The organism is Chromobacterium fluminis (genome assembly GCF_011602385.1).
GTDB lineage: Bacteria > Pseudomonadota > Gammaproteobacteria > Burkholderiales > Chromobacteriaceae > Chromobacterium > Chromobacterium fluminis.
The window spans coordinates 121,483-141,457 of sequence record NZ_JAAOMA010000007.1 but is presented as its reverse complement, the minus strand read 5'-3'; the positions used below and the strand labels follow the sequence as shown (position 1 = coordinate 141,457).

The following is a 19,975-nucleotide window of genomic DNA, read 5'->3' as shown; positions in this document are numbered from 1 at the left end:
CGATGAGTGCCGGCATTCGAAATGCTCATGCGACGCGTATGCCTTCCACTTTTTCAACGCTTTTCGTTTTGCCTCGACTTAGCGCGCGAGATCGTAAACACGTTCTGAGAGCAGGCCGATCTCTTGCGTTTTATCGCGACAAAGGCTTGCGAGCGTGGCTCATCTCGCGGAAACTGGGTGTTTCGAGAGCCGCGCGTTCAAACCCGGACGCGCGCGTCTCTACAGGATGTATGCAATAGAGAAAGACTGGAAGCCGTGTCGGAACATCTACTTAAACAGCACCGCGACGCCATCGACAACATCGATGTGGAAATCCTCAATCTGCTGAACCAGCGGGCCACCCACGCGCGCGAGATCGGCGAGATCAAGGGCGGCGGCATCATCTATCGGCCCGAGCGCGAGGCGCAGGTGCTGCGCCGCGTCAAAGAACTGAATCCCGGCCCCTTGCCGGGCGAGTCGGTGGCGCGCTTGTTTCGCGAGGTGATGTCTGAATGCCTGGCGCTGGAAAAGCCGCTGTCCATCGCCTACTTGGGGCCGGAAGGCACTTTCAGCCAGTTGGCCACGCTCAAGCACTTCGGCCATGCCGCGCGCACGGTCGCCTGTAGTTCGATCGACGAGGCTTTCCGTTTGGTGGAGTCGCGTGGTCTGGATTACGTGGTGGCGCCGGTGGAGAACTCCACCGAAGGCGCGGTGGGTCGCACGCTGGACCTGATGGTGACCAGTCCGTTGAAGATTTGCGGCGAAGTGGTGCTGCGCATTCACCACCATTTACTGCGCAAGGTGGAGGGCCTGGACGGCATTCGTCGCGTTTACGCGCACGCTCAGGCCCTGGCGCAGTGCCATGAGTGGCTGAACAAGAATCTGCCGGAAGCGGTGGAGCGGGTGTCGGTGGCCAGCAACGCCGAGGCGGCGCGGTTGGCGGCCGAAGACGAGGGCGCGGCGGCGATCGCCGGCCAGGCCGCGGCCGAGCGCTACACGCTGTTGAAGCTGGCGTCCAATATCGAGGACGAGCCCAACAACACCACCCGTTTCCTGGTGCTGGGGCTGCAGGACGTGGGCGTGACAGGCCAGGACAAGACCTCGGTGGTGGTGTCCGCGCCCAACCGCCCTGGAGCGGTGCATCAGCTGTTGGCGCCCATCGCCGGCAACGGCGTGTCGATGAGCAAGTTCGAGTCTCGGCCGTCGCGCGCGGGCTTGTGGGACTATGTGTTCTTCATCGATATGGAAGGACACCGTGACGACGCCAATGTACAGAAGGCGCTGGCCGGTCTTGCCGAGTGCACTTCCTTTGTAAAGGTGCTGGGTTCTTATCCGCTCGCGGTGCTTTGAATTTAGGATGAGGATGCAAGCGGGCCGCGCAGCGGCCCGTTGTGTTTTTGACGTTGATGTTTGATAGGGGAAAAAATAAAAATGAAAGCTATCTGCCTGTTTTGCGGCTCCAACAAGGGCGTCAAGCCCGAATACGAAGCGGCCGCGCGTGGCTTTGGCCGCGCCTTGGCCGAGCAGGGCATCACTCTGGTCTACGGCGCCGGCAAGGTCGGCCTGATGGGCGTGGCCGCGGAAGCCGCGCTGGCGGCCGGCGGCAAAGTCATCGGCGTGATTCCGGCGTTTCTCAAAGCCAAGGAAGTGGCGCATACCGGCTTGACGGAAATTCATGTCACCGAAACCATGCACCAGCGCAAGGCGCTGATGGCGGAGTTGTCCGACGGCTTCATCGCGCTGCCGGGCGGTTTCGGCACTTTCGACGAATTGTTCGAGATCCTGACCTGGGGCCAGTTGTCCCTGCACGGCAAGCCGGTGGGCCTGTTGGACGCCGCCGGCTATTATCAGCCCTTGCATCGGATGATGGAGCACGCGGTGGCTGAGGGCTTCGCCCCTTCCGGCAATATGGACCTGTTCCGCATCAACGAGGACTTGTCCTCGCTGCTGGCGGACATGCGCGCTTATCAGCCGCGGGAGGTCGCCAAGTGGCTGGACCTGGCCAAGGCTTGAGAGCCTTGCAATCGCTCTCCCTGGCGTGCAAGGCCGTGGCCCGGCGCTAAGGCTGCGATGCGGGCGAGAGAAACGGCGGCGCAGGGCTGGCGCCGGCTGAAACGGGTGTTGACCTGGCCGCTGGCTTTGTTGGCGGCCTTGATCATCCTGTTTGAGGAATACGCTTGGGACGAGCTGTCCGCGGCGCTGGGACGCTTGGCGGCATGGCCGCCTCTGGCGGCGCTGGAGCGGCGCATCGCCGCCTTGCCGCCGTGGGCGGCCTTGGCGATATTCGCGCTGCCGGCCGCCTTGTTGCTGCCGGTTAAACTGGCGGCGTTGTTCCTGATCGGGCGAGGCCATGCGCTGCTGGGCGTGCTGATTATTCTGCTGGCCAAGGTGGGCGGCACCGCGCTGGCGGCGCGGTTGTTTGCGCTGACGCGGCCGACTCTGATGCAAGTGGCTTGGTTCGTGCGGCTGTATAATGGCTTCGTTTACTGGCGCGGGCGCATTTTTGAACGCTTGCATGCTTCGGCGCCGTGGCGGCTGGCGCATGCGCTGGCCGGCTTTTTCCGGCGCGGCGCGCAGCGTCCGTCGTTCTGGTCGCGGCTGGGACAGCGTTTGGCCAGGCGTTGGCGCAGGCGGCCATGAAGGGTTTTGAACGGGATAGCGGATGATCATCATCATGAACCGGCAGGCGCCGGAAAGCGAAGTGGCGGCCGTGGTGGCCAAGATCCAAGGAGCGGGGCTCAGCGAGCATGTGTCGCGCGGCGCGGAGCGCACCATCATCGGCGCTGTGGGGGACGAGCGCAGCCTGTCGCCGGAAATGTTCGAATCGATGCCGGGGGTGGAGCGGGCGATGCGAGTGGTGCGCGAGTACCGCATCGTGTCCCGTGAGACCCATCCGCAGAACAGCGTGGTGCAGGCGCGAGGCCTGGCTTTCGGCGGCGAGGCCTTGCAGGTGATTGCCGGACCGTCCGCGGTGGAGTCGGCGCAGCAGATCGCTCAGGCCGCGACGGCGGCGCGGGCCGCCGGTTGCCGATTGTTGCACGGCGGCGTGTTCAAGCAGCATCCCAGTCCTTACGGCTTCCAAGGCTTGGGGGTGGAGGGCATTGAGCAGTTGATCGCCGCCGGCCGCGCCGAGGGATTGCCGGTGGTGTCCGAATTGGCCGACGTGCGCATGCTGGACGTGTTTTTGGAGCAGGGCGTGGACATCATCCAGATTGGCTCGCGCAGCATGCAAAACGTCGAGCTGTTGAAGGAGGTGGGGCGTTTGAACAAGCCGGTTATCCTCAAGCGCGGCGTTGCAGCGACCTTGGGCGACTGGTTGATGGCCGCCGAATACATCGCCGCCGGCGGCAATCACAACATTGTGTTTTGCGAGCGCGGCATTCGTAGTTTCGAGCCGGCCTACCGCGCCACGCTGGACGTCAGCGCGATTCCCTTGCTCAAGCGCGAAACCCATTTGCCGGTGATTGTCGACCCCAGTCACGCGGCCGGCAAAGCCTGGCTGGTGCCGGCGCTGGCCAAGGCGGCTTTGGCCGCCGGCGCGGACGGCCTGCTGCTGGACATGCACCCGCAGCCGGAGGCTGCCTTATGCGAAGCCGATCAGGCCTTGACGCCGGAAGGGCTGGCCGCGCTGATGGCGGAGCTGCGGCCCCTGGCGGCGGCCTTGGGGCGCAGCCTGTAATCTGCTTCGAAGCGCCGACGCATGAAAAAAGCCGCGATTATGCGGCTTTGCTTTTTTCGCGGAGACGGGGCGTCACACTTTGTGGCGCTCGCACAGCGCGCGGAAGGAGCCCATGTATTGGTCCTGCACATAGGGTTTGAGCAGGGCCAGCACCTGCAGCACGCCGCGGTGACCGGATTCCTCGGTGATCGGCGCCTTGGGGCGGGCGGTCTGTTCGAAGGCGAACCAGAACTTCACCACCAGCCAGATATTGATGCTGACCGGCTCGATGTCTTCTTCGTCCATTTCCAGCAGGCCCAGGCGGATGAATTCGCGGAAGTGTTCGGCCAGGATGTTTTTCAGTTCGGTGTTGACGAACTGGTGGTACTCCGACTGCATTTGCGGGTTGCGCGCCAGCATGCCCGGCAGGTCGTAGAACATGAAGCGGAACTGCCACATCGCCAGGAAGGCGGTGTCCAGGTAGTTGACCAGGTCGTCCACCGTCATTTCGCGGTTTTCCGGCACCGCCAGACGCTGGTTGATGAACTCGCGGTACATCAGGAAGATCTGGTAGACGATTTCTTCCTTGTTGCGGAAGTGGTAGTACAGGTTGCCCGGGCTGATGCCCAGGTGCGCGGCGATGTGATTGGTGGTGATGCTGCGCTCGCCCTGTTCGTTGAACAGCTTGAGGCTCTCCTGGATGATGCGGTCGTAGGTTTTGATTCTGTTTTTGCTCATGATGCGCTTGGTGCTGTTCAATGACATTCGCGATTCGCCATTCTAACGCAAATTTGGAGTTCTTGCTCTAATTAATTGCGCGCGCACTTCCCTTTGCTTCAGGCGAGGGCCGTGTCGGTCTGCTCGGGGAAACATTGCGCCAGGAAGTTGTGCAAGATGGTCTGTTCGATACGATGCCGGTCGCGAGCCGGAATGGCGATGCGCAAGATCAACTGATAGCGTTTTTCGTCGATTGGCTGCAGCGCGATGCGCGGTTCCACCGACGGAATATCCACCAGATTGCGTTTGGCCATGTCTTCCATGTGCTGGCGCGCCACTTCCAGATGCGGCTGGCAAGACTCTTCCGCCGCCGCCATCAGCAGGCGCTCGGCGCGAATGGGCTGCACGGTGTAGGCCATGGGGATGTTGACGATGTGCATCACATAGTCGCCCATGTAGTTTTCGCGAATCACCGGCGTGGACAGCAGCAGGCTGTTGGGGAAGGTCAGCGCCCGCCCGGTCATCTGGTGTGAGCTGTGATTGGGCCCGATCTCCATCACTGTGGTGGACAGCAGACCGATGTCCACTACTCGCCCGCGCACCGGGCCCACTTCGATATGGTCGCCCAGGCTGTAGCTGTTGGAGGTCTGGCGCACCAGGCCGCCGGACAGGCACATGATCAGTTCCTTGGTGGCCAGGATCAGCGCGGCGGCGAAGGCCAGCATGGATACCGCGATGGTTTGCAGCTCGCTGGCCCAGATCAGGCCGATGCCGGCCAGGCCGGAGACAAACAGGATGTTGCGAGTGTTCACCGACCAGCGCCGCTTCGACTCGATCGCTATGCTGTTGTTGGCCGCCAGCAGCCGGTCCACCACCAGGCGGATGATAAGCAGGGCGGCGATCAGGATCAGCGAACGCGCTATTTCGTGCGAGTAGTTATCGCGCAGATAGCCTATCAAGTCGAACAAGGTGGCCTTGGGCTCCATGGGGGCGTCGGTTTCAGCTTCAGTCGTTGAGTTTGACCGCGTGTTCGCGGGTTTCGTGGAATACGATGTCCGGCCAGCGTTCCTGAGTCAGTTGCAGGTTGACGCGGTTGGGGGCCAGATAGGCGAGGTTGCTACCGGCGTCGGTAGCGATGTTGATCTGCAGCGCTTTGACGAATTCGTCCAGCTTTTTGCGATCGTCGCAGCTGAACCAGCGTGCGGACCAGATACTGGCGGATTCGAACATCGCGTCCACGCCGTATTCTGCCGCCAGGCGCGAGGCCACCACTTCAAACTGCAGCACGCCCACCGCGCCCAGAATCAGGTCGCCGCCGCTGTGCGGCTTGAATACTTGCACCGCGCCTTCTTCGCCCAGTTGCTGCAGGCCCTTTTGCAGCTGTTTCAGCTTCAAAGGGTTTTTGATGCGCACGCTGCGGAACAGTTCCGGAGCAAAGAAGGGAATGCCGGTAAAGGTCAGTTCTTCGCCTTCGGAGAAACTGTCGCCGATCTGGATGTTGCCGTGGTTGGGAATGCCGATGATGTCGCCGGCAAACGCCTCTTCCACGATCTCGCGGTCGTGGGACATGAAGGTCACGACGCTGGAGGCTGCGATGTCGCGGTTCAGGCGCAGGTGTTTCATCTTCATGCCGCGCTCGAACTTGCCCGAGCACACGCGCAGGAAGGCGATGCGGTCGCGGTGCTTGGGGTCCATATTGGCCTGGATCTTGAACACGAAGCCGGAGAACTTGCCTTCGGTGGGCGCGACTTCGCGCACGGTGGCGTCGCGCAGCTGCGGCGCCGGCGCCCAGTTGATCAGCGCGTCCAGGATTTCGCGCACGCCGAAGTTGTTGATGGCGGAGCCGAAGAACACCGGGGTCAGTTCGCCGGCCAGGAATTCATCCAGATTCCACTCGTTGGACGCACCCTTGACCAGTTCGATCTCCATGCGCAGTTGTTCCATTTCCAGCGGGAACAGCTGGTCCAAACGCGGGTTGTCTATGCCCTTGATCACTTCCACGTCGGTGATCAGCTTTTCCGCGCCTGGTTCAAACAGGATGACCTCGTCGTTCAGCAGGCTGTAAACGCCGCGGAAGGCCTTGCCCATGCCGATGGGCCAGGTGATGGGCGCGCAGCGGATCTTCAGCACGTTCTCCACTTCGTCCAGCAGCTCCAGGCTGTCGCGCACCTCGCGGTCGTACTTGTTCATGAAGGTGACGATGGGCGTGTTGCGCAGGCGGCAGACGTTCAGCAGCTTGATGGTCTGCTCCTCCACGCCCTTGGCGGCGTCGATCACCATCAAGGCGCTGTCCACCGCGGTCAGCACGCGGTAAGTATCTTCGGAGAAGTCTTGGTGGCCGGGGGTGTCCAGCAGGTTGACGGTGTGGTCCCGGTATTCGAACTGCATCACCGAGGACGCCACCGAGATGCCGCGCTGCTTCTCGATCTCCATCCAGTCTGAGGTGGCGAACTTGCCGCCTTTCTTGCCCTTGACGGTGCCGGCCATCTGGATGGCGCCGGAGAATAGCAGCAGCTTTTCGGTCAGCGTGGTCTTACCGGCGTCAGGGTGGGAGATGATGGCGAAGGTGCGGCGGTGGGACACTTCTTCGGCGATGCGGGCGAGTTCGGCGGACATGGGGATGCTTGTATTGGAATTCGATAAAGCCGGCTATTTTACCGGACTTGCCTTAAGGTGGAAGTTTTATGTTAGTATTGAGAATGATTATCATTAATAAAATAAAACCGTGATGCCTTGCTCTCGCTTTTCTCCGCCTTGCCCTGATTCTATTTTCTTTGCTTCCAATCTGCCGCGCTTCCGCCCCAAGGCGCTAGTGTTCAGCCTGGCCTGCCTGACCGCGCCCGGCGTCTGGGCTGCCGAGGGGCCGGCGCGCCTGGATACTGTCCACGTCACCGCCGACGGCCCGCAGGCGCGGGTGGGCAGCAATAAACTGGACCGCGAGGAAATCGAGCGGCCGCAAGCGCGTTCCCTGGCCGAAGTGCTGGACGCGCTGCCCGGCGTCAACGCCGGCGGTTCGCAGCGCCCCGGCGGCCAGACCATCAATGTCTGGGGTTTTGAGTCGGTCGAGCATGTGCAGGTGTCCCTGGACGGCGCGCCGCAGGGCTTTGACAAGTACCAGCAGGGGACGTCCTTTATCGATCCGGAGTTGCTGGGCTCGGTAGAGGTCTTCAAGGGCGGGCATTCTCCGTTCTACGGCAACGGCGCGTTCGGCGCTGTGGTCAAGGCGGAAACCAAGACCGTGGCCGAGCTGTTGCAGCCGGGCAAGTCGGTGGGCGGTTTCGCCAAGCTGATGTATCAGGACAACGGCCGCCAGTTTGGCCAGTCTCTGGCCGCCTATGCGGGCGGGCCTGGCAGCAAGGCGGACATCCTGGCCTATGTGACCCGATCGCGCGCCGGGGACGGCAAGAAGGGCGATGGTTCCAGCACGATGTTTTCCGGCAATGATCTGGAGGGTGGCATGCTAAAGCTGGCCTGGCGTCCGGCGCCCGGCCACCGGCTGCGCTTGGGATGGGTGAGCCAGGAGGAGGAGCGGCGCACGCCGTGGGCGGCCAAGCGCGGGGACATCCCGGCGCCAAATGCGGCCGACATCAAGAAGTACGGTTGGGAAGGCGCTTGGCTGCGCCAGAGTGTGTGGCGCGAGCAGCAAAATGAGACGGTGAGCGCGGACTGGACCTTCGTCAGCGATTCGCCATGGCTGGATTTGCAGCTTAGCTATGCGCAGTCGCGGCGTTATCAGCACGACACCCGGCCGCCGACGGCGAGCATCTACGCCTTCTCATCCTTGTTCGGAAACGAGAGCTGGGTAAATCAGCGCGACCGGCGCCTTGAGCTGCGCAACACCGCCCGCTTCGGTTCCGGCTGGGCGCGTCAGGAAGTCACTATGGGCGTGAGCTGGGCGCACAAGACGCTGGACGCGCTGTTCTACCGCCCGGATAAGCGTAAGGATCCGGCTTACAACTATGGTTATCTGAATCCGCGCTACCAGCCTCCGGGCGAGGAAACCGTTCGATCCGCCTATTGGGTACATCAATGGCAACCCTTGGACAGTCTGACGCTGACGCCTTCTCTACGCTACGACCATGTGTGGATACAGGGGCGGGAAAACCTGGCTTCCGCGTATAACGATCCGGCCAAGGGGCACGATTACAGCGGGTTGGCGTATTCCGGTTGGTCGCCGCGTTTGGCCGCGCGTTGGAACTTCCATCCGGGCTGGACGCTGGACGCCGGCTATACCCGCACTTGGCGCGCGCCGGGGGTGGACGAGGTATACGATACCCAGACTTTGGGCAGCACGACGGCGACTAGCCGCCAGTTACAGCCGGAAACGTTGAACGCGGTCAAGTTGGGTTTGGAATTCGAACGCGGCAATGTGCTGGCGTCCGGGGATAATCTGTCCGCAGCGCTGACTTGGTATCGCCAAACCGTCAAAAACGATATCGCGCAGCGCCTGGGGCCCAACCGGGGGGACGCGCCGGGCGCACCGCTGCCGCCAGTAATCGGCTTCTATCGCAATATGCCCGGTTACGTGATTCAGGGTTTTGAGCTGGAAGGGCGTTATCAGGCCGGCGGCTGGTTCGGCAGCTTGTCCTTGTCGTCGACCAAGGGCGAACGCAATCATAGCCTGATGGATCCGTGGGGCAGGGACGAGCCCATCACCAATATCCCACCGCGCAAGGCGGTTGCCAATCTTGGTTATCGCTGGAACAAGATCGGCCTATCCTTGAGCGGGCAGGGCAAGTTCGTGCGCAAACAGGACCGGGTATTGGTCAATTCACCTTACGCTTATCCCGCGCAGCATGGCTATTCATTGTTCGGCCTGTACCTGGGTTGGCAGCCCAAGGGCCGGTTCAAGGGCCTAGAGGCGCGACTGGCGGTGGACAATCTGTTCAACACTCAATACATCCCTTACCTGACCGAGGGGGCGGAAGGCATGGGTCGGGCGATACGCACCAGCGTGTCCTGGCGTTTCTGAGCGGACGCCGCTTGCGTTTGATTTGAGGCTGAGGAGGGGCCCTGGGCCCCTCCTTGCGTTACAATGGCGCTCCAAATCCCTAGCAAAGGAGCATCTTCGTGTTTACCGGTATCGTCCAAGGAGTGGCGGAAGTGATCGCCATCACGGAGAAGCAAGACTTTCGCACCCATACGCTGCGTTTGCCGGCGGCCTTGCTGCCCGGCCTAGAGCTGGGCGCCTCGGTGGCTCACAACGGCTGCTGCCTCACTGTTACCGCCGTCAACGGCGATCAAGTTTCTTTCGATCTAATGCGCGAAACCCTGCGCGTCACCAACCTCGGTCTGTTGCAAACTGGCGATCTGGTCAATATCGAGCGCGCCGCGCGCTTTGGCGACGAAATCGGCGGCCATGCGATGTCCGGCCATATTCTGTGTCTGGCCAAGGTGGCTCGGGTGATCGATCTGCCCAATAACCGCACCGTCTGGTTCGAATTGCCGGCGGAACATATCAAATATGTGTTCGCCAAGGGCTATATCGGTATTGACGGCATCAGCCTGACCGTAGGCGAGGTGACGGACAACCGCTTCTGCGTGCATCTGATCCCGGAAACCCTGGAACGCACCATCATCAAGTCGCGCAAAGTGGGCGACTTGATCAATATCGAAGTGGACCCGCAGACTCAGGCCATCGTGGAGACGGTGGAGCGGGTGCTGGCCCAGCGAGGGGCCGCGGCGTGAACATGGTTGGCCGGCGCGTGCTGGCCTCCTGGAGCGGCGGCAAGGATTCCTGCCTGGCGCTGTGGCGCGCGGTGCGGGCCGGCGCCCATCCGCAGGCCTTGCTGACGATGGCGGACGAGCGCGGCGAGCGTTCGCGCTCGCACGGTCTGCGCCCGGAGGTGCTGGCGCTGCAGGCGGCGGCGCTGGGTTTGCCCCTGCGGGTGGGGCGCGCAAGTTGGGACGGCTATGAAGCCGAGTTCATCTCCCGGCTGGAGGAGGCCCGCGCCGACGGTTGCGAGGCCGCGGTCTTCGGCGACATCGATCTGGACGCCCACCGGGAGTGGGAGGAAAAGGTTTGCGCCGCCGCCGGCTTGCAAGCGTGGCTGCCGCTGTGGCAGCAGGCGCGCGCCGCCTTGGTGCGAGAATTCATCGATGCGGGCTTTCGCGCCCGCATCGTGGTGGTGAACACCCGGCTGGCCGGCGAAGAGTGGTTGGGCCGGGAACTGAGCCATCAGTGGGTGGACCGGATGCTGGCGGAAGGCATGGATCCTTGCGCCGAGGCCGGCGAGTTTCACACACTGGCAATGGACGGGCCTTTGTTCGCGCAGCCTTTGCGCTTGCGCGACGGCGACGTCCATCGCCACGGAGATTATGTCAGCCTGGACCTGTTGCCCGGCTGAAAACGAATTCAGGCGGGCGGCGGCCCGCGCCAAAAACAAGTGCTTACGAAGGAAGATGGTATGACTATTTCCCCGATTCAGGACATTATCGCCGACATCAAGGCCGGCAAGATGGTGGTGCTGGTGGACGCCGAGGACCGCGAGAACGAAGGCGATCTGGTCATGGCGGCGGAGTTCGTCACCCCGGAGGCGATCAACTTCATGGCCAAGTTCGGCCGCGGTCTGATCTGTCTGACCTTGACCGAGGAGCGTTGCCAGCAGTTGAACCTGCCGCTGATGGTCAGCAATAACGGCACTCCGTACAGCACCAACTTCACCGTGTCCATCGAGGCCGCCGAAGGCGTGACCACCGGCATTTCCGCCGCGGACCGAGCCCGCACCGTGCAAGCCGCGGTGGCGCGGTTGGCCAAGCCGGCGGATTTGGTGCAGCCGGGTCATATCTTCCCGCTGAAAGCGCAAAAAGGCGGCGTGCTGATACGCGCCGGCCACACCGAGGCCGGCTGCGATCTGTCGATGTTGGCGGGTTTGGAGCCGGCCGGCGTGATCTGCGAAATCATGAACGACGACGGCACCATGGCGCGCTTGCCCGAACTGGTGGAGTTCGCGCGCGAGCACGGCTTGAAAGTGGGCACCATCGCCGATTTGATCCAGTACCGCAGCCGCACGGAATCGCTGGTGGAGAAGGTGGGGCAACGGCCGGTGGACACCCCGTTCGGCGCTTTCGACTTGCATGTGTTCCGCGACATCACCACCCGCGCCACCCATTTGGCCTTGGTCAAAGGGGAGATTGAGGCGCAGCGCGAAACCCTGGTGCGCGTGCACGAACCCTTGTCGGTGATCGACGTGTTGGCGCCCTTGTGCAGTCAGCACTCCTGGACGGTGCCCAATGCCTTGGAAAGGATAGAAGAAGCCGGCCACGGCGTGGTAGTGCTGCTGTACCGCGACGAAACCGGCGAAGACTTGGCGCAGCGCGCGTTGGGCCTGGAGCAGCAGAAGCAGCGCTGGGACAGCAAGACCTTCGGTATCGGCGCGCAAATGCTCAAGGCGCTGGGCGTGGGCAAAATGAAGCTGATGACCTCGCCGGTCAGCTTGCCGTCCATGACCGGCTTCGATCTGGAAGTGACCGGCTTTTGCCAGCCGCACGCCTTCCACGTGGACGAGGAATGAGAGGCGGCGTAATGGCTAAGGCCCGGGGATTGAGGTAGAATCTCCGGTTTTCCGTAGTGATTCCGCCGCGAGGAACAAGATGCTTCAAGCTATCCAGCGTATAGAACCCGATCTGACGGGCAAGGGCCTGAAAATCGGCGTTGTGATGTCGCGTTTCAACACCCCGGTTTGCGAAGGCTTGCGCGACGCTTGCCTGGGCGAGCTGGCCCGGCTGGGCGTGGCCGCCGAGGACGTGACCCTGGCCACGGTGCCGGGCGCGCTGGAAGCGCCGCTGGTATTGCAGACCATGGCCAAGAGCGGCCGCTTCGACGCGCTGGTGGCGTTGGGAGCGGTGATCCGCGGCGAAACCTACCATTTCGAACTGGTGTCGAACGAATCCGGCGCGGGCGTGACCCGCGTGGGCCTGGACTTCGACATCCCGATCGCCAACGCGATTCTGACTACCGAAACCGACGAGCAGGCCGAAGTGCGCATGGAAGTCAAAGGCCGCGAGGCCGCTGCCGTGGCGGTTGAGATGGCGAATCTGCGCAAGCGCATCCAGCGCGGCTGATCGGCTCCCGCCAAGATACCGGAGCCGGGCGTACCCGGCTCTCCGCTCTTTACAAGGAACACCTCTATGAAAACCGCTCGCCGCCGCGCCCGCGAATTTGCCATCCAAGGCATTTACGAATGGGAGCTGAACCCGGATCGTCCGGCCTCCCTGATCGAAAAGCATCTGCGCGAGAATGAATACTTCGCCAAGGCCGATGAAGCCCTGTTCCGCGAAATCCTGTACGGCGTGCTGAAAGACGTGGGCGCGCTGTCCAAGCAGATCGGCCACTATTACGAACGCGCCGAAGACGAAGTCAGCCCGGTGGAACGCGCCGTGCTGTTGATGGCCGCGCTGGAACTGACCCAGCATCCGGAAACCCCGTATCCGGTGATCATCAACGAAGCCATCGAAATCACCAAGACCTTCGGCGGCACCGATGGTCATAAATTCGTCAACGGCGTGTTGGACAAGCTGGCCGCCGAAGTGCGCGCCGACGAAGTGGCGTCGCAAAAGGCGCGTCGCCAAAACTGAGGCCTTGTCGCCGGCGCTGTCAGATTGAAACACACCCGCGACCGCGGGTGTTTTTGCATCGGCCGAGCAGAAAGATCGTGATGAATGAATTTGAATTGATCCGCCGCTATTTCACGCGCCCGGCCGGCGGCGCGGTCCTGGGCGTTGGAGACGACGCCGCCATTCTGAGGCCGACGCCAGATCGCGATCTGCATGTTTCGGTGGACATGCTGGTGGAGGGGCGTCATTTCTTCGCCGACGTCGCGCCGGAGGCGCTGGGCCATAAAACGCTGGCGGTGAATTTGTCCGATATGGCGGCGATGGGCGCCGCGCCGCGCTGGGTGGTGTTGTCGCTGGCCCTGCCGGTGATGGACGAGACCTGGGCCGCCGGCTTCTCCCGAGGGTTTTTCGCCTTGGCGGAGCGTTACGGAGTCGATGTGATCGGCGGCGACACCACGCGCGGCCCGCTGACGCTGTCGGTGACTGTGGGCGGGGAGACGCCGAGAGGCCAGGCGCTGCGCCGCGCCGCCGCCCGCGTGGGCGACGACGTTTGGGTCAGCGGCGAGCTGGGTCTGGGAGCGATGGCGGTGCGCAGCCGGCTGGGCAGGATCGCGCCGCTGCCGGACGGTTTGCGCGAGGCGGCCTGGCGCAAGCTGGAATACCCGGAGCCGCGCATTGCCCTGGGTCTGGCCCTGCTGCCGCTGGCGCATGCCGCCGCCGACGTGTCCGACGGCCTGCTGTCGGACCTCGGCCATATCGCCGTCGCTTCTCAGGCGGCGGTGGAAGTGTGGGCGGACGCCTTGCCATCGCACCCGCTGGCGGAGGCCGCGCGCGAGCAATGGCTGGATTGCCTGGCCGCGGGCGGCGACGATTACGAACTGGTATTTACCGCGCCGGCCGCGCGTCGGGCTCAGATCGAGGCCTGCGCCGAGACGGCTGGCTGTCGCCTGAGCCGCATCGGCCGCATCGCGGCCGGCCAGGGCGTCAGCCTGCTGAGCGGAGACGGCAACATCATACAACTGGAAAGCACCGGCTATGACCATTTCAAATGAGACGGAAACCCTGAAGCTGCAACCGAACTGGCGTTTCGTCCTGAGCCACCCCGCCCATTTCCTGGCTTTTGGTTTCGGCAGCGGTCTGGCGCGCAAGGCGCCGGGCACTTGGGGCACGGTGGCCGCCTATCCCCTGTTTTTTGTTCTGCACGCGCTGGGAGTGCAAGGTTTGGCGCTGGCGGCGCTGTGCCTGCCGCTGTTCATCGCCGGCATCTGGATCTGCGGCTACAGCGGCCGGGCGCTGGGCGTGCACGATTACGGCGGCATCGTCTGGGACGAAATCGTCGCCATGCTGCTGGTGCTGGCCTTCGCGCCGGCCACGCCCTTGGCCTGGTTGCTGGCCTTTGTCTTGTTCCGCTTTTTCGACATTCTCAAGCCCTGGCCTATCCGCTGGCTGGACCGTCATGTGGGCGGCGGTTTCGGTGTGATGGTGGACGATTTGCTGGCGGCCTTGTTCGCGCTGGCGGTGCAGTGGGGCGTTTGGCGCATGCTGTAAGAACCTGTTTACGATCTGCTGCGCTTCATGAAGCGTTGCACGGTGAGTACAAGCTCAAAATGCTCATGTACCACTTGTACATTCCGCTTTTTCGCTCGTTTTCGCCTTGTCTCGCTCATGCTCGCGAGATTTTGAACAGGCTGTAAGAGCCTGTTCAGTGTGGAAATGAAAAGGGGCCGTCGGCCCCTTTTTTCATAGCCGTGGCGGACTCAACGCACTACCACGGTGCAGGTGGTGCCTGCCACCAGAACCTGTCCGGCCGGCAGCGTGTCCAGCTCGATGCGCACCGGCACCCGCTGCGCCAGCCGCACCCAGTTGAAGGTGGGGTTGACGTCGGCCAGAAGCTCGCGGCCGGTGCCTGCGTCGCGGTCGGTGATGCCGCGGGCGATGCTGGCGACGTGGCCGCGCAATGTCGGGCCGCCGCTGAGCAGGGTGATCTCCACCTTGGCGCCGGGCTTGAGCAAGGGCAGCTTGGTTTCCTCGAAATAGCCTTCCACGCGATAAGAATTACGGTCTATCAGCGCCAGTTTGGGCGCGCCGACGGCGGCGAAGTCCCCGACGTGGACATTGAGGTTGGTCACGTAACCGTCCGCGGGGGCGCGAACCACGGTGCGCTCCAGATTGAGCTGGGCCAGATCGCGCGCAGCCAGCGCCGCCTGGTATTGGGAGCCGGCCGCGGCGGCGGCGAAGCTCGCGGTTTCACGGTTTTCGGCGGACACCACGGCGCTGTCCAGGCTGTCTCGGCGCGCGGCCTCTTTGCCGCGGCGGTTTTTCTCGGTGCGTTGACCGTCCAGCGCGGCTTCGGCTTGGGTCAAGGCTGCCGCGTAGCGGGCGCGGTCCACGACGAAGAGCACGTCGCCCTTATGTACCAGTTGATTGTCCTTGACGGCCACCTGGGTCACTAGGCCGGCCACGTCGGCGGAGAGCGTGATCACGTCGGCGCGTACGCGGCCGTCGCGGGTCCATGGGGAGTGCATGTAGTGGTCCCACAGCGCCTTGCCCAGCCAGACGGCGAGCGCCAGCAGCAGCAAGGTGGTCAGGTAGCGGATGAGGGTGTTGGTTTGCATTTTGATTATCCGAAATAGTGTTTCAGCGCTGATTCAAAGTCTTGCGGGCCAGGCCTGGGCGAGCGGCGTGTTCAATAGAGCAATAGCGCCAGGCCGCTGAACACGCAGATCAACAGGCTGAGGCGGAACAAGGCCGGGTGCCATACCCGGCGATAGACGCCGGCTCGGCCTAGCAGCCAGTCCAGTCCAGCTTGGCATAGCAGGCTGAACAGGAATAAGGGCAGCAGGGTGGGAATCAGAATGCCGAACACGGCGATTTCACGAGTCATGGTCAGTTCCTTGCGCGGCTTCGGCCACATCCAGCAATGAGGTGTGGATCAGGTGCAGATCGGCCAGCGCGCGCTGAATCTTCGCGGCGCGTTCGGGCTCCGCCAGCGCCAGATGGGCGCGCAGCACCGGACCGGCCGCCCGCATGGTGGCGATGGTCTGTTGCAGCTGTTCCGGCGACGGGGAGGCGAAATAGCGTGCCAGCCGCGCTACGGTATGTTCCAGATCGGCGCGCAACTGCGGCGACGGCGATTCCGCGGTCAGGGTGCGCAGATTGATGACCGCCAGCCCCAGTTCCAACAGGGTGATGGCCTGCGCGGTGATCGCCTGCTTGAGTTCGGCCTGGGCGGGGCTCAGCGTGTTCAGCAGATTGAGCAGGTCGCGGATGCGGTTCTCATAGCGTTGCTTCAAGTGCGGCAGCTTGGCGTCGCAGGCGCGGCGCGCCTCCCGCCACAAGGCGGCGGCGATGTGGCGCGGCGAACCCATGGTGTGTTCAGGCAGCACCAGTTGGAAAAAGGCCGCCGCCAGCGCCAATCCCAGAATGCGGGCGATGCCGTTGTTGAGAAAGGCGACGATGTCGTAATTCATCTGGTTTTGCGGGTTGACCGCATTGGCCAGTACGATAGTCATGCCGGCGCCGACGCCGGCGTACTTGGGTAGGCACTTCAGATAGCTGCCCAGCGCCAGAAAGGGCAGCAGGCCCAGCATCAGCATTGGAAAGCCGTTGCCCTGGCTCAGCAGCCAGAACAAGCTGACATAGGCCAGCGGCGTGCCCAGCGCGAAGCCGGTCAGGAATTGTTTGACCATCAGCACCGGCCGCGGCGAGGAGGCGGCCAGGCCGCAGAGCACGGTGGCCAGCAGCACCGCTTCCAGCGCGCTGGGCCAGGCCAGCCAGTACCAGGCGATGGACAGGGTGCCCAGGGTCAGCGCCGCGCGCACGCCGCCGGCTACGGCCACCGGCAGCGGGGTGCCCGGCACATAGGCCGCCAGCGAGCTGATTTGCTGCGGCGTCTTGCTGGCGAAACCGTGGTAGACCCCGACGAAGGCGTGCATTTCCTCAATGAAGCGGGTCAGCAGCTCGGTGGCGGTGTCGAAGTCTATGCGCCAGTGTTCGGCTTGCTCGCCGCCCGGCAATTGCGCGCGCGCGGCGTCGATGCGGCGCGGCCAGCCGGCGCGGAGGCGTCCTAACTGAGCCTCGGTGTCCTGGGCTTCCGCGGCGTTGCGCGCTGGGCCGTCGGGGCCGCTGAGCACGGCGGCCACCTCGGAGAACAAGGGCAGCAGCAGGCCGGGCAGCGGCGAATCGGCGTCGCGGCGCAGCCGCTCCATTTGCCGATGCAGAGTGTGAAAAGTGGTCAGCGCGGCCATGAAGGTGGCGTTGAAGGCGTGCAGCTGGTTGCTGCGCGAACGCACGTTGCCGGCTTCGAAGAAAGCGGTGGCGCGGCCGGCCTCCAGCGCGGCGATGTCGGCGGCGAATTTGAGCTGGGCCTGTTCCAGGTCGCGAGCATGCAGTTTCTGAGCCAGCGCGTCCTGACACAGCAGAATGAAGCGCAGATAGCGGCCGCGCACATTGCTGACCACCTGTTCGGCCTGATAGCGGGGAAACACGATGTCGTAGACCACCGCGCTGCAGATCAGGCCCAACGAGATTTCCGAGACTCGGGTCACCGCCAGATCAAACACCGTCAGCGGATGGCCTATGGCCGGCAGCGCGATGATGCAGGCGGTGTAGCCGGCCAGCACGAAGCCGTAGGAGCGCGAGTTGCGGTACAAGGTGGCGCAGCCGGCGCACAGCCCTATCCATAGCGACAGCGCCGCCAGCAGCAAGATTGGCTGCGAGGCCAACATGCCGACCAGGATCAAGGCCGCGGCGCAGCCGGCCAGCGTGCCCAGCAATCGGTAAAAGCCTTTTTCCAGCACCAAGCCGCTTTGCGGCGAACCGACGATGAGCACGGTGATCAGCGCGGTGCCCGGCGAGTCGAAGCCCAGGCGGAAAGCCAACCACAACGCGGCGAAGCCGGCCAGCAGCGTTTTAAGGATGAAGATCCAGCGCTCGCCCTCCAGCCGCAGCCAGTCTTGACCGGCGCTGCGTAGCGCTCGGCCAAGCAAACGGCGCCGGGCGGAGAGGCTAGCCGTGGTCATCGTTGGATACCGCCCGGTTGAGATTGCCGAGCTGGCGCAGATAGAATTGCTCCTGCTGTTGCATCTCCTCGGCGCTGAAGCCGTCGAAGGTATTGCCCAGATTGCCCCATACATCGGGCAGCAGTTTGCGGATGCGATCGCGGCCGGCCTCGCTGAGGGTGACGGCGACCGCGCGGCGGTCGTCGCTGAGGCCGCCGCGACGGATTAGGCCCTGCTTTTCCAGGTCGTTGCAGATGCGGGTCATATTGGCCGGTTTTTGCGAGCAGGTTTCCGCCAGCGAGCCTGGCGTCATCGTTTCTTGTTCGGAGCCGTAGAGCACCGCCAGCACCAAGTAGCTGCTCTCGGTCAGCCCGTGTTTGCGCAGGGCGGCGTTGGTCAGGTCCTGGATGCGCTTTTGCACGTGATAGTTCAGCCGCGTCAGCGTGAGCAGCGATAGCGGAAATTCCGGAATCCTGGTCTTGACGCGTAGCAGGCGCTTGCGGGTTTCTTCAAAGTGACTCATTGGGCTTCTCCGTCGGCGATGGGGGTTTGGGGTTCAATACCGCCGCCCAGCGCGGCCATCAGCGCGGCGTAGCTGTCCAGGCGCTGGGCTTGGGCCTGCACGCGCTTTTGTCGAGCGGATAGTTCGCTCAGCCGCAGTTGTCGCACCGCGCTTTGATCGCTGAGTCCTGCGCGGTAAGCCTGCTCGGCCAATGTCCGCTCGCGGCTGACGGCGTCTAGCGCCTGATCGGCCTGCCGGCTCTGCTGGTCCGCGGAACGGGCGTGGACGATGGCGCTGGCGGTTTCGCTCAAGGCGTTGATCAAGACGGCGTTGTAGCTTTCCACCGCCTGGTCGTAGGCGGCGGTTTGGGCGCGCAATTGGCCGCGGAGGCGGCCGCCTTCGAATATCGGCAGGCTGATCGCCGGCGCGAAGCCGCGCAAAGCCGCGGCCGGGGACAGCAGATCGGCAAAACCTATCGCCTGATAGCCGACGAAGGCGCTGATGTTGATGTTGGGGTAGAAGGCGGCGCGCGCGACCTGGATGCGCGCGGCCTCGGCCTCTACCCGCCAGCGTTGCGCGCTCAGGTCCGGTCGTCGGCCCAGCAATTGGGCCGGCACCGCGGCGAGCGGGTCCAGCGGCTGAACCAGGCGCAGGGTTGGGCGGAGCGGACGGTTTTGGGTATCGGGCGTTTGGCCGCTGAGCGCGGCTAGCTGGTTGCTCAGGGTGGCGATGCGTTCGTCGATCTGTTCCAGCTGGGCGCGGGCTGTCGGCAACCTGCCGCGTTGCTGTTCCACTTCCGGTTGTGCGGTCAGCCCGGCGGCTTTGCGGCGCAGGCTGAGATCCAGCAGCGCCTGCTGTTGTTGCAGCGCGGCTGCGGCCAGGTCTTTTTGCAGGTATTGCTCGGCCAGTTGCAGATACGCGCGGATGACGGCGGTTTCCAGGTTCAGCGCGCTCAATCGGGCGTCGGCCGCGGCCATCTGCGCGTCGCTCAGCGACGCCGACAAGGCTTGGCGTTCGCGTCCCCACGCGTCCAGATCGTAACTGAGGTTGACGGCGGCGCGTGTCTGCCAGTCGTAGTTGCCGTGACCCGCCGGCGGCACAAGATTTTTTTCAGCGTGCAACTGCCGAGTGCTTTGCCATTGAGCGTTGATTTGCGGTTGGGCGGCCGCGGCGCTGACCTCGCTTAGCGCCTGGGCCTGGCGCAACCGCGCTTCGGCGCCGCGCAGGCCTGGGTTGTCTTGCAAGGCCCGGCGGATCAGTTGTTCAAGCTGAGGGTCCCGCCATTGTCGCCACCAGTCCGCGGCGGGCATGCCGGCCCAGGGCGCGTTCAATGCCGGCGGCGTTTTAAGCTGGGATTCAGGCTTGACGGCGTCCATTTGGGCGCAGGCGCTAAGCATGAGCGCGCCGACAAGGGCGAGGGTGGCGGGAAACGGCTTCATCTGTTCATCCATTTTTTACATCTGTGTATATTTTATTTGTTGATATTACATTTGTAAAACAAAATTTGATGAAGCGCTGCAAGCCCGTCAAACTCAGGTTCTTGTTCATGCCGTTTGCGACTGA

At 63.5% G+C, this 19,975-nt stretch carries 20 protein-coding genes; 12 read left to right on the top strand and 8 right to left on the bottom strand.

Annotation, left to right across the window (positions count from 1 at the left end; all coding sequences use genetic code 11):
• The first annotated feature begins 255 nt into the window (after nucleotides 1–255).
• The 4 genes from pheA (at nucleotide 256) to aroF (ending at nucleotide 3,658) form a co-directional block, all read left to right on the top strand.
• Nucleotides 256–1,329 (top strand): prephenate dehydratase, encoded by a 1,074-nt coding sequence (gene pheA / locus HA052_RS07420; RefSeq protein ID WP_166451424.1) that lies wholly within the window; start codon nucleotides 256–258, stop codon nucleotides 1,327–1,329.
• Between the two features lie 81 nt (nucleotides 1,330–1,410).
• Nucleotides 1,411–1,992, top strand: a complete 582-nt coding sequence (locus HA052_RS07415; protein WP_166451423.1) for an LOG family protein — start codon at nucleotides 1,411–1,413, stop codon at nucleotides 1,990–1,992.
• Nucleotides 1,993–2,049: 57 nt separating this feature from the next.
• Nucleotides 2,050–2,619 (top strand): hypothetical protein, encoded by a 570-nt coding sequence (locus tag HA052_RS07410; RefSeq protein WP_206118810.1) that lies wholly within the window; start codon nucleotides 2,050–2,052, stop codon nucleotides 2,617–2,619.
• Between the two features lie 22 nt (nucleotides 2,620–2,641).
• Nucleotides 2,642–3,658: a 3-deoxy-7-phosphoheptulonate synthase gene (gene aroF, locus HA052_RS07405; RefSeq protein ID WP_166451422.1), complete on the top strand. Its 1,017-nt coding sequence runs from the start codon at nucleotides 2,642–2,644 to the stop codon at nucleotides 3,656–3,658.
• Between the two features lie 72 nt (nucleotides 3,659–3,730).
• On the opposite strand, the gene HA052_RS07400 is transcribed toward aroF, so the two are convergent.
• From HA052_RS07400 to HA052_RS07390, 3 genes are all read right to left on the bottom strand, one after another.
• Nucleotides 3,731–4,375 (bottom strand): TetR/AcrR family transcriptional regulator, encoded by a 645-nt coding sequence (locus HA052_RS07400; RefSeq protein ID WP_166451421.1) that lies wholly within the window; start codon nucleotides 4,373–4,375, stop codon nucleotides 3,731–3,733.
• Between the two features lie 98 nt (nucleotides 4,376–4,473).
• On the bottom strand, nucleotides 4,474–5,340 hold the full coding sequence (locus HA052_RS07395; protein ID WP_166451420.1) for a mechanosensitive ion channel domain-containing protein: 867 nt from the start codon (nucleotides 5,338–5,340) through the stop codon (nucleotides 4,474–4,476).
• 19 nt (nucleotides 5,341–5,359) lie between these two features.
• Nucleotides 5,360–6,970 carry a peptide chain release factor 3 gene (locus tag HA052_RS07390; protein ID WP_166451419.1) on the bottom strand — a complete coding sequence of 537 codons (1,611 nt, stop codon included), beginning with the start codon at nucleotides 6,968–6,970 and terminating at the stop codon, nucleotides 5,360–5,362.
• Between the two features lie 112 nt (nucleotides 6,971–7,082).
• On the opposite strand from HA052_RS07390, the gene HA052_RS07385 reads away from it, so the two are divergent.
• The 8 genes from HA052_RS07385 to HA052_RS07350 all read left to right on the top strand — a co-directional run bounded on the left by HA052_RS07385 (nucleotide 7,083) and on the right by HA052_RS07350 (nucleotide 14,458).
• On the top strand, nucleotides 7,083–9,326 hold the full coding sequence (locus tag HA052_RS07385) for a TonB-dependent receptor domain-containing protein (protein ID WP_166451418.1): 2,244 nt from the start codon (nucleotides 7,083–7,085) through the stop codon (nucleotides 9,324–9,326).
• 98 nt (nucleotides 9,327–9,424) lie between these two features.
• Nucleotides 9,425–10,042, top strand: a complete 618-nt coding sequence (locus tag HA052_RS07380) for a riboflavin synthase subunit alpha (protein WP_081547184.1) — start codon at nucleotides 9,425–9,427, stop codon at nucleotides 10,040–10,042.
• A 2-nt stretch (nucleotides 10,043–10,044) separates the two neighbouring features.
• Nucleotides 10,045–10,701 (top strand): Dph6-related ATP pyrophosphatase, encoded by a 657-nt coding sequence (locus HA052_RS07375; protein ID WP_166451445.1) that lies wholly within the window; start codon nucleotides 10,045–10,047, stop codon nucleotides 10,699–10,701.
• A gap of 60 nt (nucleotides 10,702–10,761) precedes the next feature.
• Nucleotides 10,762–11,868, top strand: a complete 1,107-nt coding sequence (ribBA, locus tag HA052_RS07370) for a bifunctional 3,4-dihydroxy-2-butanone-4-phosphate synthase/GTP cyclohydrolase II (RefSeq protein WP_081547188.1) — start codon at nucleotides 10,762–10,764, stop codon at nucleotides 11,866–11,868.
• Between the two features lie 79 nt (nucleotides 11,869–11,947).
• Nucleotides 11,948–12,418, top strand: a complete 471-nt coding sequence (gene ribH, locus HA052_RS07365; protein ID WP_081547190.1) for a 6,7-dimethyl-8-ribityllumazine synthase — start codon at nucleotides 11,948–11,950, stop codon at nucleotides 12,416–12,418.
• A gap of 66 nt (nucleotides 12,419–12,484) precedes the next feature.
• A complete protein-coding gene (nusB, locus tag HA052_RS07360) occupies nucleotides 12,485–12,931 on the top strand; it encodes a transcription antitermination factor NusB (protein WP_081547192.1) in 447 nt (148 codons plus the stop codon).
• 80 nt (nucleotides 12,932–13,011) lie between these two features.
• Nucleotides 13,012–13,962, top strand: coding sequence for a thiamine-phosphate kinase (gene thiL, locus HA052_RS07355; protein WP_166451417.1), 951 nt, complete (start codon nucleotides 13,012–13,014; stop codon nucleotides 13,960–13,962).
• Nucleotides 13,946–14,458 (top strand): phosphatidylglycerophosphatase A family protein, encoded by a 513-nt coding sequence (locus HA052_RS07350; RefSeq protein ID WP_166451416.1) that lies wholly within the window; start codon nucleotides 13,946–13,948, stop codon nucleotides 14,456–14,458. The genes thiL and HA052_RS07350 overlap by 17 nt, the downstream gene beginning before the upstream one ends.
• Before the next feature lie 209 nt (nucleotides 14,459–14,667).
• Here the strand turns inward: HA052_RS07350 and HA052_RS07345 are convergent, their stop codons facing one another.
• From HA052_RS07345 to HA052_RS07325, 5 genes are all read right to left on the bottom strand, one after another.
• Nucleotides 14,668–15,525: an efflux RND transporter periplasmic adaptor subunit gene (locus HA052_RS07345; protein ID WP_166451415.1), complete on the bottom strand. Its 858-nt coding sequence runs from the start codon at nucleotides 15,523–15,525 to the stop codon at nucleotides 14,668–14,670.
• A gap of 71 nt (nucleotides 15,526–15,596) precedes the next feature.
• A complete protein-coding gene (locus HA052_RS07340; RefSeq protein ID WP_019100681.1) occupies nucleotides 15,597–15,794 on the bottom strand; it encodes a DUF1656 domain-containing protein in 198 nt (65 codons plus the stop codon).
• The gene (locus tag HA052_RS07335; protein ID WP_206118809.1) at nucleotides 15,784–17,931 is read right to left on the bottom strand and encodes an FUSC family protein; all 2,148 of its coding nucleotides are present in this window, start codon (nucleotides 17,929–17,931) and stop codon (nucleotides 15,784–15,786) included. Before HA052_RS07335 ends, HA052_RS07340 begins: the two co-directional genes overlap by 11 nt.
• The gene (locus HA052_RS07330; RefSeq protein WP_043590600.1) at nucleotides 17,918–18,433 is read right to left on the bottom strand and encodes a MarR family winged helix-turn-helix transcriptional regulator; all 516 of its coding nucleotides are present in this window, start codon (nucleotides 18,431–18,433) and stop codon (nucleotides 17,918–17,920) included. Before HA052_RS07330 ends, HA052_RS07335 begins: the two co-directional genes overlap by 14 nt.
• A complete protein-coding gene (locus HA052_RS07325) occupies nucleotides 18,430–19,851 on the bottom strand; it encodes an efflux transporter outer membrane subunit (RefSeq protein WP_166451414.1) in 1,422 nt (473 codons plus the stop codon). The genes HA052_RS07330 and HA052_RS07325 overlap by 4 nt, the downstream gene beginning before the upstream one ends.
• Nucleotides 19,852–19,975 lie beyond the last annotated feature (124 nt).

Bases quoted from the DNA above. Each gene is read 5' to 3' on its own strand.
- HA052_RS07415 (WP_166451423.1), top strand. From the start codon at position 1,411: ATGAAAGCTATCTGCCTGTTTTGCGGCTCCAACAAGGGCGTCAAGCCC.
- HA052_RS07410 (WP_206118810.1), top strand. From the start codon at position 2,050: ATGCGGGCGAGAGAAACGGCGGCGCAGGGCTGGCGCCGGCTGAAACGG.
- aroF (WP_166451422.1), top strand. From the start codon at position 2,642: ATGATCATCATCATGAACCGGCAGGCGCCGGAAAGCGAAGTGGCGGCC.
- HA052_RS07400 (WP_166451421.1), bottom strand. From the start codon at position 4,375: ATGAGCAAAAACAGAATCAAAACCTACGACCGCATCATCCAGGAGAGC.
- HA052_RS07395 (WP_166451420.1), bottom strand. From the start codon at position 5,340: ATGGAGCCCAAGGCCACCTTGTTCGACTTGATAGGCTATCTGCGCGAT.
- HA052_RS07390 (WP_166451419.1), bottom strand. From the start codon at position 6,970: ATGTCCGCCGAACTCGCCCGCATCGCCGAAGAAGTGTCCCACCGCCGC.
- HA052_RS07385 (WP_166451418.1), top strand. From the start codon at position 7,083: ATGCCTTGCTCTCGCTTTTCTCCGCCTTGCCCTGATTCTATTTTCTTT.
- HA052_RS07375 (WP_166451445.1), top strand. From the start codon at position 10,045: ATGGTTGGCCGGCGCGTGCTGGCCTCCTGGAGCGGCGGCAAGGATTCC.
- ribBA (WP_081547188.1), top strand. From the start codon at position 10,762: ATGACTATTTCCCCGATTCAGGACATTATCGCCGACATCAAGGCCGGC.
- ribH (WP_081547190.1), top strand. From the start codon at position 11,948: ATGCTTCAAGCTATCCAGCGTATAGAACCCGATCTGACGGGCAAGGGC.
- nusB (WP_081547192.1), top strand. From the start codon at position 12,485: ATGAAAACCGCTCGCCGCCGCGCCCGCGAATTTGCCATCCAAGGCATT.
- thiL (WP_166451417.1), top strand. From the start codon at position 13,012: ATGAATGAATTTGAATTGATCCGCCGCTATTTCACGCGCCCGGCCGGC.
- HA052_RS07350 (WP_166451416.1), top strand. From the start codon at position 13,946: ATGACCATTTCAAATGAGACGGAAACCCTGAAGCTGCAACCGAACTGG.
- HA052_RS07345 (WP_166451415.1), bottom strand. From the start codon at position 15,525: ATGCAAACCAACACCCTCATCCGCTACCTGACCACCTTGCTGCTGCTG.
- HA052_RS07340 (WP_019100681.1), bottom strand. From the start codon at position 15,794: ATGACTCGTGAAATCGCCGTGTTCGGCATTCTGATTCCCACCCTGCTG.
- HA052_RS07335 (WP_206118809.1), bottom strand. From the start codon at position 17,931: ATGACCACGGCTAGCCTCTCCGCCCGGCGCCGTTTGCTTGGCCGAGCG.
- HA052_RS07330 (WP_043590600.1), bottom strand. From the start codon at position 18,433: ATGAGTCACTTTGAAGAAACCCGCAAGCGCCTGCTACGCGTCAAGACC.
- HA052_RS07325 (WP_166451414.1), bottom strand. From the start codon at position 19,851: ATGAAGCCGTTTCCCGCCACCCTCGCCCTTGTCGGCGCGCTCATGCTT.